This window comes from Mycobacterium pseudokansasii (assembly GCF_900566075.1).
GTDB classification, from domain to species: domain Bacteria; phylum Actinomycetota; class Actinomycetes; order Mycobacteriales; family Mycobacteriaceae; genus Mycobacterium; species Mycobacterium pseudokansasii.
Window position 1 is genome coordinate 3986615 of sequence record NZ_UPHU01000001.1, and the last position, 16123, is coordinate 4002737.

Here is a 16123-nt window from a genome sequence, read left to right on the forward strand (position 1 = left end):
ATTAGCATTCAATTGCCCGCCAAGTGGATGGCTGAATTGCCATCACGATCATCGCCGCTTGGATAAGACAATGACCGCGATCGGCACCAAAACCACCAGGCAGCCGAGAATCCACGCCAACGTCGGCGCCATGACAGGCCATGTAACCGGTAAGACTTTCTTAGTGGTATCGCCCGCCAGAGCGCGCAATGCCTCGACAAACTGAGAGATGGGTTGATTACGCACGAATGGGTGAATCCATCGAGGAAACAGCCGGATAGGCATGAGACCGACGGACAACAGTCCGAAGATCAAGATCGGCAGGGACAGGAGAGGCACCATCGCGTCGGGGTTTTTGGTAGCGGTGCCCAGCAAATCAGCAGCTAGCGCCAGCAAAACCCCGATCACGAGCACCAATACGCAAAAGCCGACGATATAAAGGGGTCCGCGATGAAACCGGAATCCGACCACGTAACCACTAATCAGTGATACCGACAGGCCCCAGCAGCATCGGTAAAGAGCGACGGACACGCGAGCAAGCACCGGTGTCAACGGGGAAATTGGCATCGTGGCGAACCGTCGATTGATGCCTCGCAAGGCATCAGTGGCCGCTCGGAAGCCCGATCCGATTGCCGCAAAAGCGATGGCTTGCAATGCGACCAATGGCGTGATGTATTGCCCGATGCTGCTGGCTACTCCAGAGCCGCCGACGAACTGGTTCCACGGTTTGGCGAACGGGATATAGAAGCCCACCATGAACACCACCGGCGCTCCGACCGTGGTGAGTTTCTCTCCGACGCTCAGACTCGGTGAGATAAAGCGGCCAAAGAGCACCCACCCCTGCCGAAGCGCCAGCAGGCGTGGTGTCTTCACATTCTTACTCAGCCTCCACAAGGTTGCGTGCCGGGGCGGATCGATAACCCGGGGACTCATCGCAGAGCCCACCTCGTGAGATGGTGCGCCGAGCAGGGCTCGCCGAGATCCGGCAACCGGAGTCTCAGAACGGCGTTGACTTGTTGTGGCGACAGTGATCCGAGCGCTGCAACATCAGGATCGAGATCCTTCCGGGGCGAATCTGGCCACAGGTGATGCTGACGATACATCCGCTTGTTGGCGGCGCCGTCGGCGATGAACCGCTCCGGTTTGACCTTGGTTTCATGGTCGAGGTCTCTCGGGCCGGGACACCTAATGAGGAAGAGCATGTCCATGGCGCTATATGATAGTATCGTTTCCTGGTCATTCGCACTGGAAGCAGCCCGCGGCACTCAGCCAGGGCTATCGAGTTGGCGATTTACCGCGTATCAGCGCAATTCCGTACACCGCTGCCGTGGATTGAACTGCCCCGGGCGTCGCTTCTGCCAACCCAGTCCTGCTACGGGGGTGGCCAGCTGGCGCGGATACGGAGCCGACTCCAATAGCATCATGCCTGTCAGGTATCAGATGAGAGGGGTTGGCTGATGTCGGGAACCGGAGAAGTGATCACCATCCTCCCCGTGAGCGAATGCTGGGAACTGCTGAAAAGCGTGACCTTGGGGCGGCTGGTCACCAGCGTGGACGGCCGTCCGCAGATCTTCCCGGTGAACTTCGTCGTCCAGCGCCGCACCATTCTGTTCCGCACCGCGGAAGGCACCAAGCTGGTCAGCGCCGCGATGAACAACCAGGTGCTGTTCGAAGTCGACGATCACACCGCCGTCGAAGGCTGGAGCGTGATCATCCAGGGCAGGGCGCGCTCGCTTCGTAGCGACGAGGAGATCGAGGAGGCCGACCGCGCCCAGCTCTTGACCTGGATCGCAACCGAGAAAAAGCACTATGTGCGGATACTTCCGGACCTGGTGACCGGACGGCGGTTCCGGTTCGATCGGCCGAGCCCGTCAGAGCCGCTCCAGTGAGCTCGGCATGTGGAGCCGTTGCGCGCTGCGCCTGCCGTTGAGCTCCTGCCGATGCTGACACACCCCTAGGGGCGCAACATCTGACCGCCCGATTGAGGTGTCGCCATGAACTCTTCCCGATTGCGGCCACGGACACGCATGTTCGCCCGCGTGCTCGGCCCGTTTCTTGCGATCGTCGGCGCAGCGGTAATGGCGCGTGCACCGCAGATGTCAACACTGCTTTCCGAATTCGAGGCGGTGTGGGCCGGGATGCAGCCACACTCCACTTCCGCCGATTCGCCGGATACGGGATAGCCAGGGCATTCAGTTTTGGTTCACGGCGTCGAGCGTGCGTTCACGGCGTCGACTGTGCGTTCATGGCGTCAAGCGTGCACTGGTGGCGTCGAACGTGCGCTCAGGGCGGGCCAATCGCGATATTCCCGCCGTACACGCACAATCGAAGCCGTCACCGCACACTCGACACGGCGGCATTGCAGTCGACCCTGTGAGCACGTGATTCCCCCGAACACCTGCCATTACAAGAAGTTTGAGCGACAATGCGTGCCCCCGTCCCGAAGACAGACGCCCGGCTATGCGTGCACACCCAGGCCCGCGCCCGCGGACATCGAAGACGAGCAGCCTTTTGGCTTCGCGCAAGCATCCGATCGCCAAACAGATGACCTACGGGATGACCGAGTCGACACAGCGTCCCGGAAGCGACCTGGAAGCCGTTGTCAGACACCCTCGCCTACTCGTATCCCTGATGTGACCAGTCGCGGTCTCGCCGGGCAGCAACCGGGACTACCTCCGCGGCCAGATCCACCGCCATGCTGACCGCCGCCGGTACGGCAGCTGCCACCTGCGGTGTCAAACCCACGCCATGACCGGTATCGGCCGCTTCGACGGAGACCACCTCCAGCCTGTCGGGCACCCGGGCAAGGGCCTGCCCCAGTGCGTATGCGGCGGCGACGTCGACGCGATGCGAACTCACCCCGTCCGTTGCGGTGACCAGATCGCCAAGCGCACAACGGGTTACCCTGCCGGGCGTCGACGGGAAGCTGACCGCGGCATCGATCACGACGGCCAGGCGGGCGCCCGACCACGCCTCGACGAGACCCATGGGCTCCACAATGTCGGTCACCACCCGGATATCGGGCAACCCCAGTTCGTCGAGCGCGGCGGCGGCGACAATGCCCACGCCGTCATCGCGGCGGTAGCGATTGCCCAGCCCGATGACGACAACCGGGCCCGCGGTCATTCGCGTTGCACCGTCAGCGTCAGGAAGTGCGCCGAGCAGGAGATGCACGGGTCGTAGTTGCGGATCACCCGTTCGCACAGTGTGGTCAACTCGGCATCGGCGAGAGCGAGGTTTGCCGAAACGACACGAGCCAGGTCGCTCTCGATGGCCGCCTGGTTCTGCGAGGTGGGCGGAATGATCGTCGCCGCCGAAATCAGCCCGTCGTCGTCGATTTCGTATCGGTGGTACAGCAGGCCGCGGGGCGCCTCACTGACGCCATGACCGACGCCCGCACGGACCGGGACCTCCACGAATGGCCGTGACGGCCGCTGGTATCCGTCGATGATGCGCAACGCCTCCTCGATCGCGTAGACCACCTCGACGGCACGAACAACAATGCTGCGGAACGGGTTTCGGCACTCGCCGGAGAGCCCGGCGGCCCCGGCGGCCTCGGCGGCGACCGGCGACAGCGCCGACGAATTGAGGCAATACCGCGCCATCGGCCCGGTCAGGTAGCGGCCGCCGTCAAGGGCGGCATGCAGCGCAGTCGAATGCGGAACCTGCGACTCGTGCACGTGCTCGGTGAACTCGGCCACGGCGAAAAACGGGCCGGCGCTGCGGGCGATGCTGCCGTTCTCGATCGGGTAGCGCCCCGGCTGGCTCAACGCCAGCATCTCGTGGTCGAGTTCGAGGTCGGGAAAGTCAAACCCGGACACCCACTCCACCGTCGCCAACGCGTCGTCGAGCGCCCGGCGCAACAGCTCGGCCAGCGGCGCCAGCTGCGACCGGTCGGGCACCGAGTAGAACCCGCCCAGACGCACATTGATGGGGTGTATCGACCGTCCGCCGATGAAGTCCATCAGCTTGTTGCCGGCCTTCTTCAACCGCAGCCCGCGCTCGACCGCCGCGCGCTGGTCGCGGGCCAGGGCGATTACGTCCGGACAGCCGAGGAAGTCCGGCGCGTGCAGCAGGTAGACATGCAGGACGTGGCTGTGGATCCATTCGCCGCAGTACAACAGCCGGCGCAGTGCCACGAGTTCGGGATCCACCTCGACGCCGCAGGCCTGTTCGATCGCGTTGCAGGCGCTGACCTGATAGGCAACCGGACAAATGCCGCAGATCCGTGCGGTCAGGTCCGGCGGCTCGGTATAGGCCCGCCCCCGCAGAAATGCCTCGAAAAACCTTGGCGGCTCATAGATGTTGAGCTGCACGCTGTCCAGCGCGCCGTCCTTCAGGGTGACGTGCAGCGCCCCCTCCCCTTCGACGCGGGTCAGGGTGCCGACGCTGAGTGTCCGGTTGTCGGTGGTCACTGCTTGCTCCGTTCGGCGGCGAACGCGGTGACGTTGAACGTCGAGAACACCCGGTCGACATCCCCGTCGGACATTCCGTCGCGGCGCAACAGCGGGATCAGCGTGGCGGTTTGCGGCACCGCCGACGGACCGAAACAGCCGTAGCAGCCCCGGTGATGGCTGGGACACAACGCGCCGCAACCGGCATGGGTGACCGGTCCCAGACACGGAATGCCTTCGGCGACAACGACACACGTCGTACCACGCAGTTTGCATTCGGTGCACACCGTCTTGGCCGGCAGCCGCGGCTTGCGCCCGACCAGCAGCGCCGCGAGGGTGTCCAAGAGCTGTCCGCGGTCGATCGGGCAGCCGTGAAGCTGGTAGTCGACCTTGACATGCGCGGCCGCAGGTGTCGAAGTCGCAAGCGTGTCAATGTATTCCGGGTTCGCATAGACCAGCGAGGTGAACTCCGCGACGTCGGCGAAGTTGCGCAGCGCCTGCACGCCCCCGGCCGTCGCGCAGGCACCGATGGTGACCAATATCTTCGACTGGTCCCGGATCTCCCGGATGCGCTGCGCGTCGTGGCGAGTGGTGACGGAACCCTCGACCAGCGATATGTCGTACGGCCCGCCGACCATCGCGCTGGAGGCCTCGGCGAAGGTCGCGATCGTCACCTGGTCGGCCAGGGTGAGCAGCTCGTCCTCGCAGTCGAGCAAGGTCAGCTGGCACCCGTCGCACGAGGCGAACTTCCACACCGCAAGACTGGGGCTCATTTACAGCTCCTTGACCCGTAGTAGTGGGCCGGCCACGTCGTAGCCGACGACCGGGCCGTCGCGGCACACCAGCAATGGGCCCAACTGGCAGTGGCCGCACCAGCCGACACCGCACTGCATGTTCCGCTCCAGTGATACCCGAATATCCTGGGCTGCAACACCTTTGGAGAGAAGGGCGTCCGCGCCGAACCGGAGCATGGGCTCCGGCCCGCACAGGAACGCGGTGGTGCGGTCGGGCCGCAGCGTGAGCCGGCGCACCGGCTCGGTCACCAGGCCGACCTCACCGTGCCAGTCCTGGACGGGAACGTCGACGGTCAGGTGGAGTTCGATGTGCGGGTCTTGCGCCCACTTTTCCAGTTGTGCGACGAACAGAAAGTCGGCCCTGGAGCGGGCACCCACGACCAGCATCAGCCTGCCGTAGCGGGCGCGGTTGGCCAACGCGCCGAGGATTGCCGGGCGCAGCGGGCACAGTCCCACGCCGCCGGCCACCATCACCAAATCCCGTCCGGCCGCCTCGTCGAGTCCCCAGGTGGTGCCGAATGGCCCGCGCACGCCGACAAGAGTGCCCGGCTGCGCGTCGTGCAGGGCACGGCTGACCGCCCCGACCGCCCGGATGGTGTGGGTGATCGAGCCGTCGGTGACGGTGGGATCACCGCTGATGGATATCGCCGCTTCGCCGACGCCGAAGGCGTAGAGCATCATGAATTCGCCGGGCTGCGGCGCGGGAAGCACCGCATCGAGCGGCTCCAGACACAACGTTGCCGCATCCGGGCTTTCCACCACGCGGCTGCGCACCCGGTACGGGACCGGCGCCATCGCAGATGATGGCGCGGCGCTGGTCACCCGGTCAGCTCGGTCAGCCCGGTCGGTCATCGCGGTCCATCTTGTTCATTTCCTCGGTGATGTCGATGCCGGTGGGACACCAGGCAATGCATCGTCCGCAGCCGACGCAGCCCGACATGTCGAACTGGTCGTGCCAGGTACCCAGTTTGTGGGTGAGCCAGTGCCGGTACCGCGACGCGCCGGAGCGGCGCACGCTGCCGCCGCCGTGGACATAGGTGAAGTCGAATTCGTAGCAGGACGCCCAGTGCTGCCAGCGTTCGGCGTGCTCACCGGTCAGGTCGGTGACGTCTTCGGTGCTGGTGCAGTAGCAGGTCGGGCACACCATCGTGCAGTTGCCACAGGTCAGGCAGCGGCTGGCCACCTCTTCCCACTGCGGCGACTCGCGTGACCTGACGAGTAGCTCACGCAGATCCGTGTCCGGCATCTGCCGTCCCATCCGGTGCGACGCAGCCTCGACATCGGCACGCGCGCAATCGATTTCGTCGCCACCGGCCGGCCGGTGCGGCACCGCGGCGAGCACGTCGGCGCCGTCTTGGCTGCCCACATCCACCAGGTAGGTCACGCCGTCGGCGCCGACGCGCTCGGTCAACGCCAAGTCGTAACCGGGGCCGACCGCGGGTCCGGTGCCCATCGAGGCACAGAAACACAACCCGCCCGGTTCGGTGCAATTCACCGCGACGACGAAAGCCTGCCGCCGGCGGCCGACGAAGCTGCTGTCGGCATAGGCCGCACCGCCCAGCACCCGGTCGAGGGTCGCGATCGCGGCCAGATCGCAGCCGCGCACCCCGAGGAACGCATACCGCGGAACATCCTCGGAATCGATGGCGCCGAACCCGTCCCGGGTGCCGGCCCACAACCGCTGCCGCGGCGGGTGCAGGAACTGTTTCCACGACTGCGGCCCCGCCGAATGTCCGAACAGCGCGTCGTCGCCGCGCCGGCGCACCCGATAGTGCCCCGGCGCCACGTCGACGCCCCAGCCGCGCGGAAGATCATCCGCCGACTCGAGTTCGGCGAGCACAATCGCGTTGTCACGCAACGTCGGGCCAATGACGCGGTAGTCCCGCCGGATCAGTACCTCAACCAGGCGGCGCAACCCGGCGGTGTCCAGCAAAGCAGCATCGGAGTCTTCCCCATGTCTGGTCATCGACACGTCATCAGCCTATTTCACGAGCGCTGGCGAGGGCTGCAGCATCTGAATCTTGTCCCGGCGCATGTGGTCAATACCGATTCGTCCGGCCACCGTCGTCCTGCAGGCACCTGATTTCCCGCTCCCACGCGGCATCGCGTGCCCGGTCGAGCCGGGAGCGGACCGAGGCGACCAGTGACACCATCGCGACGGCGCACGTCAGCACGATCAGCACCGAGGTGACGGCCGCGTCCACACCCGCATGCCACCTCGGTGTCGGGGGGCTGACAAGATTGCCGTCCCGGTCCACCCAGATTTCGACGCGCTGCCCCACATTGAGCGGGGCACTGTGCCGGAACGAGCCGGTGCGCTCGCCGGCCCCCACCGGCCAGCGCACGTGCACGACGATCCCTTCAGAGTTCGGGTTGTGGGTAGCACCGGTGACCGTGGCCGTGACCGGCTGCCGTGCCTGTGCCTGCGCGGCGTACTGGCGATCCCGGGCGTCGAAGACCTCGACGCCCGCGACGGCGGCGGCAGGTATCAAAAAAAGCGACGCGATCAGCGCGACCAGCAGCAGCAGGGCTTCGAGACGGTCGGTGCGCCGAAGCAGCGGATTGCGACCGACCAGCCGGGCGAGCCGCCAACAGCGCGGGTCTATCGTGAACGTCTCCATCACAACTTCCTGAAACTTCTTGCGGGCCTTGGTTATCGGACGCCTATCCGTTGACGGATTTCTCGCCGTCGGCAATCCACTCGACGATCTCCGAGAGGGGGCGTCGCGGCGTCGACGGCAACGGATCGGCATTGATGGGCGCCCAGCCCACCCGTAGCAGCATCTGCGGATACTGGCTATCGCCGAAGACATCGGCACGAACCGCCGCACGTGTTTCGGCGATTTCCAGCGGTTCGGTGACCGGGCAACTGGCCAGTCCCATCGCCGTCGCGGTCAGCAGCACGACGCTGGTTGCCTCACCGGCGCGTAGCCGAGCCAGCCGGTCGTCAGTGCGCGTCCCCAGGGCCAGCATCACCGCATTGTCGTCGGCGGGCGAGACATCCGACGGCATGGCCAGCGTCGGGCCGGCGAAACGCCGGCTGGGTAGCGCCGCCGCGGGGTCAGGTATGGGCGTATTGCGGGCGGGAACGCCGACCGCCGAGGCGTGCCGGCCACTCCATGCGGTGAGCTCGGCGAGATAGTCGGCATCGGATGCGTGGTCCCAAACCGATTTCGCCACAACGGCATTCAGCTTGTCCATGGCGTCGACCTGGTGTAGCGTCACCCCATTGCGGGCCGCTCGCGCAGCCATCAACGCAATGTCGCTGACCGGAACCGGCCAAAAACTGTAGTGCCGCCGATCGGTTCGCCGCCGCGGTATCGCCGCGGCCAGCATGATATCCAACTGATCGGCGTTCTGACGAGACACTTCGATCGAGGCAAGGTGACTCGGGTCTGCCGGGTTGGGCAGCCTACACACTTTGGCTTGCCAGCCCGTCGCGGCCAGGCCGATGACACAGTGGTTCAATGCCGCACCGCAACTCAGGATCAGGTCGCGCCCCTCCGGGTCGGTGCTGGGCAGCTGCAGGCTGGCGTCGGCGTAGAGATGCAGAGACGCCTCGCCCACCCGCCACCGCCACGGCTGCGTGTTGTGCACAGATGGCGCCCGAGAGGCCAGCGTCAGCACCGTGCGGACCGTGCCGGCATCTGGGAAATGCGCTGTCATGGTCGTTACTCCCTTCGGTCGTCGGAGTCGTCGTATCAACGATTGCGCAATCACATAGGCCGGACGAGGGCACGGCGTCCTTGCAGCGAAGGACTTTGTGCCATTGCCGAATCGGCGAACGTCCCCTCGGCAGCACGCCGGACAACCGTGATTCAGGATTTGCGCGGTTGCGCGCCGGCGGGCCGCGGCGGCAGACCGGTCGCGGAGTCGTCCTCGGCGAGGGTGAAGTAGCTTTCCTCTTCCTGCACGAAGTGCAAGCGCAACAACGCATACAGGCCGTACAGGCAGGCCAGCAGGTCATCGAGTTGATCGTGCTGGATTGCCCCGGCCGACTGCGCCAACGCCAGGTGGGTCGCGATCCGATCGGAAAGCCGCTGGATTTCGGCATGGGTGCGGCTCATGGTGGCTGTGGCTTCACCGCTGCCCAGCGGACGCGCCAGCGCCGGGTAAAGCTGGGCCTCCTCGGCCTGTTCGTGCGGCAGGATCCGCTCAGTCAGCAAAGTATGCGCCGCGGTCAACGACGCCAGCGCCGCGGCATCGGGTCCGGCGACCACCCGGTTGGCGGCGGTGCGCAGCAGCGCGATGGTGTCACGCAGCTGGTCGTGTTCGTCAGCGAAGCGGTGCAGCAGCCGCTCGGTACCCGCGGCCAAGTGCAGCTCGGTGTGCGGGTTACCGCGCAACGCCCGCAGCGCGTTGCCGATCACCGCGATATCGATACCCTCTTGCAACAATGCACCGGCCGCGGGCGGCAGCCAGCCCAGCGCCGCGATCGCCATGGCCAGCAGCGACAGGCTCATGCCCACGACTGCGCTCTGCACGGCGATCCGCCGGGACCAGCGCGCGATATCCATCGCATCGGCGAGCCGGTCGAGCCGATCGGTGGTCAAGACGATGTCGGCGGCCTCCGAAGACGCGGTGGCTCCCCGGGCGCCCATCGCCACCCCGACCGTGGCCGCCGCCAGCGCGGGGGCGTCGTTGACGCCGTCGCCGACCATCACAGTCACCTCCTGTTCGGATTCGGCGCGCACGGCGGCGAACTTGTCGGCCGGGCTCTGGTCGGCGTAGACCTCGTCCAGGCCCAGAATCGTGGCGACCTCGCGCGTGGGTTCGGCCCGGTCGCCGGTGAGCAGGATCAGCCGGGTCAGCCCGGCATCGCGCAATCGGCGCACCGTGCGCGGCGCCTGCCGGCGCAACGGGTCGCGCAGCAACACCGCCCCGGCCAGGTCACCGTCGACGCAGACCCAGGCGATCGCCGCGCTGTCCAACCGGGCCCGGTTGACCGCGGCTCGCACCCAGGCGCCGGTCAGGGCGTCGGCGGCCGACTTGCCGACCGTGACCCGATGCCCGTCGACGTTGGCGGTGACACCGCGGCCCGGCTCTTCGACGACATCGGTCGGAAGTGACAAACCCAGACCCCGGCTGAGCGCGTCGGTGACGATGGCCTCGGCCAGGACGTGCGGGGAAAGCTGGTCCACCGAGGCGGCCAGCCGCAGCGTCTCGGTGGCGTCCCGGCCGGGGGCGGCCACCACGTCAACCACGGCAGGACGTCCCATGGTCAGCGTGCCGGTTTTGTCCATCACCAAAGTCGTTGCGTGCCCGAGGTTTTCCAACGCGACGCCGCTGCGGATCACCACCCCCGCCCGGGAGGCCCGGGACAGTCCGGAGACGATCGCCACCGGCGCGGCCAGCAGCAGCGGACAGGGGGTTGCCACCACCAGAACCGCCACGGCGCGGACGGCCGACCCGCTCGCCAGCCAGGCCGCCGCGGCCAGCAGCAGCGACAACGGCAGGAACCACGCCGCGTAGCGGTCGGCCAACCGCACGATCGGCGCATTGTCCGCGCCCGCCTGTTGCGCCATCCGCACAATTCCGGCGTAGGTGCTCTCGTCGGCGGTTGCGGTCGCGCGCAGCTCAAAAGCGCTGCCGGCGTTGACCACACCGCTACGGACCGCTTCCCCGATCCCCCGTTCGACCTGCAGCGGCTCACCGGTCAGCGCGGACTCGTCCAGGACGGCCACCATGTCGACGATGCGCCCGTCCACGGGAACCACCTCACCCGGGCCGACGAGGACAATGTCGTCGACGGCCACCTCCGCCAACGGAACCAGGCTCACCTGCGTACCGGCACGTCGGCGGGCGAACCGGGGCGCACGTTCGAGCAGCGCCCGCAAATCGCGCGACGCGCGGCGCTCGGCGGCCGCATCGAGGGCGCGACCAGTTGCCAGCATCACCGCGATCAATGCGCCGGCCACGTATTCGCCCACCAGCAGGGTGCCGATCAGCGACAACACCGCGATGACGTCGACACCGATCCGGCCCCGGCGCAATGCGGCCAATACCCAGACCGAGGCCGGCGCAACGGCCACCACCGTACCCGCAATCCAGCAGCCGTCGGCCAGGTCGCGCGCACCGAGCAACCAGGCGATCCCACCGGCGGCCAACAGACCGACGGTCGACACCACCAGCGCCGGTTGGGTCAGTCGGCGAACACGCGGCAACCACCGGCCGCCCCCAGCTGCCGTATCGCCAACCACCTCGAAAATCCTATCGTTGACCGATACTTTCGACGTCCACCACAGCGGGGCCCGATACAGCTGAACGAATCCGCAGTCGAGTTCACCAGCTCGGCGTTGGCCCTGCTAGCGCCGTAATGCCCGGCTCCCCGGGTCCTTGGACACCGGGCTTGGCCGGGCCGGCGTCGACGCATTCGTGATCCACAAGCGTCGAACGACACCTGGTCAAGCCGGGTGGTGCGTACAATCACGCGCCGACAGGTCTAGCCGCCTACCCGGCCACGGGACGAGCACCGAAGGAATCCGATGCCGATAATCAGGTTGCTGGTCGTCCTCGCGCTGAGTTGGCCGGGGATAGCGGCATGCGCGTCGCAGCAGCAGACGCCGCCACGCGCGTCGGCTTCGCGTTCGACCTCGACGACGGTCAGCACGACCACTGCGAGCACCACTCAACCCGGTACCACTGCGTCACCTCCCACCACCACCGCACCGTGTGTGGGGTTGTCGATCTGTCCACCGCCGCCGCCGGACGCCGAAGGCAATCCCGCATGTTTCTACTCCGACGGCTGGCAGGCGACGTCGTCCGGGGCCGGCATCGAGGTGTGGTATTTCCATGAGCCGCACAACATGTCGAAACCCGACAAGGTCACCGCGGTAGTGCGCAAGAAGGACGGCACCACGGAATCCCAGGAAGCCGATATCCAAGCGGGACAACAAGTGCACCGCTTCGAGTTTGCGACCATCAACCAATCTGCGGTGGCAGAAGTGTTTCTGGACAGCAGCACCGGCCGCTGCTTCGTCATCGGGCCGGGCAGCTGACGATCTCAGCGTCGGTCTCCTCACACATCTCGCCGCGAGGCACCGATGAGTTTCTGCATCAGCCGGTGGCCGCCGAGGACTATCGCGGCACGATCGGGTCCACTGCCGCGCTGCACCGCCGATGCGTTGTCGCCGGCGATGAACACCGGGCCGTGTGCCAGGTTCTCCAGCCCCTCGCGCGCCACATCGGCGGGTTCGGCAACCGAGATCCCCGGCACGTCGAAGTTCAGCCCGGCTCGCACCATGGCCGGCGTGCGTGTGACCCCCAACACCAGTTCCAGGACGTCAACCCCGTAGTCGCGCAGCTCCAGCCACAGGCTCTCGGCGAACAGCCGGCTGAACGCCTTGACGCCGGTATACACCGACTGCCGCATCGAACCGTACGTGCCCGCGGTCGAACCGACCAGCAGGATGCCGCCGCGGCGGCGGGCCCGCATCGACCGCCCGAAGTGATGTACCAGTTCCAGCATCCGGGCCACGTTGAGGTCGATGACTCGAGCGACGTCGTCGAGGTCGGCGTCGAGGAACTTCTGCCGGCAGGTGTTGGCACCGGCGTTGTAGATCAGCAGGCCAACCTCCAGCTCGGCCGTATCCGCGCTGATCCGCCAAATCGATTCGGGATCAAGGAGATCCACGGCAATCGTACGAACCTGCACACCGAACTCCCGACACCTGTCCGCGGTGTCGGCCAGCGGTCCCGGCTTGCGCGCGATCAGCACCAGGTTCAGCCCGTCACCGGCCAACTGCTTGGCGAATTCGGCTCCTACGCCCTCCGAACCACCGGCGATCACCGCCCACGGGCCGTACTTCGCGACGTCGGGCATGGTTCCTCCTCCGCGCTGAAGCCAGCACCGCGTGGCATCGGCGAAAGCCGCCAGTTTTATTCGGGCACCGCGAGCGGGTTGGCGCAAGACCGAGTCCTTACAGTTTCCGTCATGAGCACCGTCTTGGACATTGCCAGCAACGGACCGATCCGGATCTGGACGATCAACCTGCCCGACGTCGGCAACGCGATCACCGGCAAGGATTTCATCACCGAATTCGAGACCGCCGTCGACGACGCCAACGCCGACACCAGTGTCTGCGTGGTCATTCTGACCGGGACGGGCAAGATCTTCTCCGCGGGCGGCAACGTCAAGGAGATGGCCAACCGCGACGGGATGTTCGGGCTTGACGCACTCGACCAGCGGCACGCCTATATCGACGGCATCCAGCGGGTCCCACGGGCTTTGACCCGCCTCGAGGTTCCGTTGATCGGTGCGATCAACGGGCCGGCCATCGGCGCCGGCTGCGACCTGGCGATGATGTGCGACATCCGGGTCGCGTCGGAGCGCGCCTGGTTCGCCGAAAGCTTCGTCCAGCTCGGCCTGATCCCCGGCGACGGCGGCACCTGGTTTCTGCAGCGGACCGTCGGCTACGAACGCGCCGCGGAGATGACGTTCACCGGCGACCGCGTGGACGCCGCAACCGCCCTGCAGTGGGGCATGGTCAGCCACGTGGTGCCGCACGACGAACTGCTCACCGAGGCGCACGCGCTGGCCGAACGCATCAGCAAGAATCCGGCCCACGCGTTGCGGATGGCCAAGCGGCTGCTGCAGGAATCCCGGACCGGCTCACTCGAGTCGACGCTGGGACTGGCCGCGGCCATGCAACCGCTGGCGCATCGCGACCCCGAGCACCAGCACCGCATCGCCAAGTGGAAGACGCGCTGATGGCACCGCCCAGGTTGGTGCCGCCCGCCGTCGTCGACCCCTCGGCGACCGACGCCTTGCGCGCCGAGGTTCGCGCGTTTCTCGCCGACCAGCTGGCCACCGGAGCGTTCACCCCCTCCGTCGATGCCTGGCTGACACAGTGGGACGAGAACTTCACCGCGGCGCTCGCGGCGCGCGGCTGGCTGGGCATGACGGTGCCGGTCGAATATGGCGGCCACGGACGCTCGTTTGTGGAGCGGTTCGTCGTCACCGAAGAACTCCTGGCAGCCGGTGCTCCGGTCGCTGCGCACTGGATCGCGGACCGCCAAATCGTGCCGTCGCTGCTGAAATACGGCACCCACGAGCAGAAGTCGTATTTCCTGCCGCGGATCGTGCGCGGCGAGTGCTTTTTCGGCATCGGCATGAGTGAACCGGACTCCGGCTCGGATTTGGCCAGTGTGCGCACCCGGGCCGAGCGCGTCGAGGATGGCTGGTCGTTGTCGGGTACCAAGGTCTGGACGTCGGGCGCCCACCTCGCGCACGCGTTCATCGTGCTCGCCCGCACCGCACCGGTCGATCCTGCCGATCGGCATGCCGGGCTCAGTCAGTTCATCGTCGACCTGCGCGGGCCCGGCGTCGATATCCGGCCGATCGTCTCGATGAACGGCGACCACCACTTCAACGAAGTCATCCTCGACGCGGCGTTCGTTCCCGACGACATGGTGTTCGGCGAAATCGGCAACGGTTGGCAGCAGGTGACCTCCGAGCTGAGCTTCGAGCGCAGCGGGCCCGAACGCTTCCTGTCGACCTTCGTGCTGCTGGCGTCGGCCACTGAAAGCATGGCAGCACAACGCCTTTCGCACGATGCTAACCTGGGCCGGCTGGTGGCGCGGGTGGCCGGTCTGCATCAGATGTCGGCCGCGGTGGCCGGGGCGCTGCAGCGCCGCGAACGGGCCGACGTCCCCGCGGCGGTGGTCAAGGTGCTCGGCACCACCGCCGAAGGCGACATCGCCGACTTCGCCGACCGGCACGCCGGTGGCGATTCGCACCACGGCGGGCTGGTGTCGCAGGCGGTCGACCAGCGTCCGGGTTTCACGCTGCGGGGCGGCACCAACGAGGTGTTGCGGGGCGTCATCGCGCGGGGGCTGGGGCTGCGATGACGACCGGAGTCGACCCCGCCCTGGCCGAGATGATGGACGCCGTCTTCGCCGGCTATCGTGACACCCATCCTGGGGGCGTGGCGCGTGACACCGAGCTGTGGACACGGCTCGATGATCTCGGCCTGGTGCGGCTGACCGGCTCCGAAGAGTCCGGCGGCAGCGGGGCCGGATGGTACGAAGCAGCCGAGCTGCTTGCCGCGGCGGTGCGCCATGCGGTGCGAATTCCGTTGGCCGAGCATGATTTGTTGGCCTGCTGGCTGTTGCAGGCCAACCGGATGCCCGCCGACAGCGCGGTGCGAACGGTGTGTCTGCTCGACGACCGGGGCGTGGCCGACGACGTGCCCTGGGCCAGCGGCGCCGAGCGGATCGTGGTGATCTGGCAAGCCGGCTCCGAATACCAGGTGGCCGACCTGGCGGCAGAATCGCTCGTTATCACCGCTGGTACCAACCTGATCGGTGAACCGCGCGACACGGTATCGGCGGATCCCGCCGTGCTGCGCGGGGTTCGGATCGCCGCGCCGGTGGTGGCGACGCTGTCGCGCAAGTCCGCACTGGTGCGGGCGATCCAGGTATGTGCGGCACTGGACCGGAGTGTGCAGCTGTCCATCGAGCATGCGACATCACGGGTCCAGTTCGGTCGACCGCTGTCGAAATTCCAGGCGATCCAGCACCTGATCGCCGACATCGCCGCCGAGGCCGCCCTCGCCCGAGCCGCCACGGAGGCCGCACTCACCGCGGCGGTGCGCAGCGACTGGGCGGCGCCGAACCTTGATTTCCTTGTCGCCGTGGCACGTTCGTGTGCGGGCCAGGCCTGTTCGGTCGTGGTGCGCAACGCCCATCAGGTCCATGGCGCGATGGGTACCACGCGTGAACACCGCCTGCACGAGTACACCCGCGCGGCACTGGCGTGGCGCTCGGAGTTCGGTTCGGTCCACCACTGGGACGAACAAGTCACCCGCGCGGCACTGGGAGCGGGGGCGGCCGGCCTCTGGAGCCTGATCACCGGGTGACGCCACGGCGATTTTTCGCCGAGCGTATGCCACGGCGCAAATCGCGCTCTTGGATTCAAGCGCTGGCGTTACCTCGCGCTGCGCGTGGTCGGCTCCC

General features: G+C 66.9%; 16 protein-coding genes. 5 read left to right on the forward strand and 11 right to left on the reverse strand.

Going from position 1 to position 16123, the window contains the following annotated elements:
• Positions 1-48: 48 nt before the first annotated feature.
• Together EET10_RS18045 and EET10_RS18050 are read right to left on the reverse strand one after the other, a co-directional pair.
• Positions 49-912, reverse strand: coding sequence for an ABC transporter permease (locus EET10_RS18045; protein WP_122502376.1), 864 nt, complete (start codon positions 910-912; stop codon positions 49-51).
• The gene (locus EET10_RS18050; protein WP_122502377.1) at positions 909-1187 is read right to left on the reverse strand and encodes a hypothetical protein; all 279 of its coding nucleotides are present in this window, start codon (positions 1185-1187) and stop codon (positions 909-911) included. The genes EET10_RS18045 and EET10_RS18050 overlap by 4 nt, the downstream gene beginning before the upstream one ends.
• A 249-nt stretch (positions 1188-1436) precedes the next feature.
• On the opposite strand from EET10_RS18050, the gene EET10_RS18055 reads away from it, so the two are divergent.
• Positions 1437-1868 carry a pyridoxamine 5'-phosphate oxidase family protein gene (locus EET10_RS18055; RefSeq protein WP_036402422.1) on the forward strand — a complete coding sequence of 144 codons (432 nt, stop codon included), beginning with the start codon at positions 1437-1439 and terminating at the stop codon, positions 1866-1868.
• 727 nt (positions 1869-2595) lie between these two features.
• On the opposite strand, the gene EET10_RS18060 is transcribed toward EET10_RS18055, so the two are convergent.
• The 8 genes from EET10_RS18060 to EET10_RS18095 all read right to left on the reverse strand — a co-directional run bounded on the left by EET10_RS18060 (position 2596) and on the right by EET10_RS18095 (position 11367).
• Complete coding sequence (locus tag EET10_RS18060) at positions 2596-3105, reverse strand: hydrogenase maturation protease (RefSeq protein ID WP_036402420.1); 510 nt, start codon at positions 3103-3105, stop codon at positions 2596-2598.
• Positions 3102-4394 carry a Ni/Fe hydrogenase subunit alpha gene (locus EET10_RS18065; protein WP_036402418.1) on the reverse strand — a complete coding sequence of 431 codons (1293 nt, stop codon included), beginning with the start codon at positions 4392-4394 and terminating at the stop codon, positions 3102-3104. The genes EET10_RS18060 and EET10_RS18065 overlap by 4 nt, the downstream gene beginning before the upstream one ends.
• The gene (locus tag EET10_RS18070) at positions 4391-5146 is read right to left on the reverse strand and encodes an NADH-quinone oxidoreductase subunit B family protein (protein WP_122502378.1); all 756 of its coding nucleotides are present in this window, start codon (positions 5144-5146) and stop codon (positions 4391-4393) included. The genes EET10_RS18065 and EET10_RS18070 overlap by 4 nt, the downstream gene beginning before the upstream one ends.
• Positions 5147-6019, reverse strand: coding sequence for an FAD/NAD(P)-binding protein (locus EET10_RS18075; RefSeq protein WP_036402414.1), 873 nt, complete (start codon positions 6017-6019; stop codon positions 5147-5149).
• A complete protein-coding gene (locus EET10_RS18080) occupies positions 6003-7133 on the reverse strand; it encodes a 4Fe-4S dicluster domain-containing protein (protein ID WP_051490501.1) in 1131 nt (376 codons plus the stop codon). Before EET10_RS18080 ends, EET10_RS18075 begins: the two co-directional genes overlap by 17 nt.
• A 73-nt stretch (positions 7134-7206) precedes the next feature.
• On the reverse strand, positions 7207-7788 hold the full coding sequence (locus EET10_RS18085; protein ID WP_036402412.1) for an Rv1733c family protein: 582 nt from the start codon (positions 7786-7788) through the stop codon (positions 7207-7209).
• Positions 7789-7831: 43 nt separating this feature from the next.
• Entirely contained in the window at positions 7832-8833 is a 1002-nt protein-coding gene (locus EET10_RS18090; protein WP_036402409.1) for an Acg family FMN-binding oxidoreductase, read from the reverse strand.
• Positions 8834-8985: 152 nt separating this feature from the next.
• Positions 8986-11367, reverse strand: a complete 2382-nt coding sequence (locus EET10_RS18095) for a heavy metal translocating P-type ATPase (RefSeq protein ID WP_063468239.1) — start codon at positions 11365-11367, stop codon at positions 8986-8988.
• Between the two features lie 285 nt (positions 11368-11652).
• On the opposite strand from EET10_RS18095, the gene EET10_RS18100 reads away from it, so the two are divergent.
• Positions 11653-12165, forward strand: coding sequence for a hypothetical protein (locus tag EET10_RS18100; RefSeq protein WP_036402406.1), 513 nt, complete (start codon positions 11653-11655; stop codon positions 12163-12165).
• A gap of 20 nt (positions 12166-12185) precedes the next feature.
• Here the strand turns inward: EET10_RS18100 and EET10_RS18105 are convergent, their stop codons facing one another.
• Positions 12186-12989, reverse strand: a complete 804-nt coding sequence (locus EET10_RS18105) for an SDR family NAD(P)-dependent oxidoreductase (protein ID WP_036402403.1) — start codon at positions 12987-12989, stop codon at positions 12186-12188.
• 111 nt (positions 12990-13100) lie between these two features.
• Between EET10_RS18105 and EET10_RS18110 the strand changes: the two genes are divergently transcribed.
• The 3 genes from EET10_RS18110 to EET10_RS18120 are packed head-to-tail and all read left to right on the forward strand — an operon-like array spanning position 13101 to position 16026.
• Positions 13101-13877 carry a crotonase/enoyl-CoA hydratase family protein gene (locus EET10_RS18110; protein ID WP_036402400.1) on the forward strand — a complete coding sequence of 259 codons (777 nt, stop codon included), beginning with the start codon at positions 13101-13103 and terminating at the stop codon, positions 13875-13877.
• Positions 13877-15016: an acyl-CoA dehydrogenase family protein gene (locus EET10_RS18115; RefSeq protein WP_036402797.1), complete on the forward strand. Its 1140-nt coding sequence runs from the start codon at positions 13877-13879 to the stop codon at positions 15014-15016. The genes EET10_RS18110 and EET10_RS18115 overlap by 1 nt, the downstream gene beginning before the upstream one ends.
• Complete coding sequence (locus EET10_RS18120; protein WP_122502379.1) at positions 15013-16026, forward strand: acyl-CoA dehydrogenase family protein; 1014 nt, start codon at positions 15013-15015, stop codon at positions 16024-16026. Before EET10_RS18115 ends, EET10_RS18120 begins: the two co-directional genes overlap by 4 nt.
• Positions 16027-16123 lie beyond the last annotated feature (97 nt).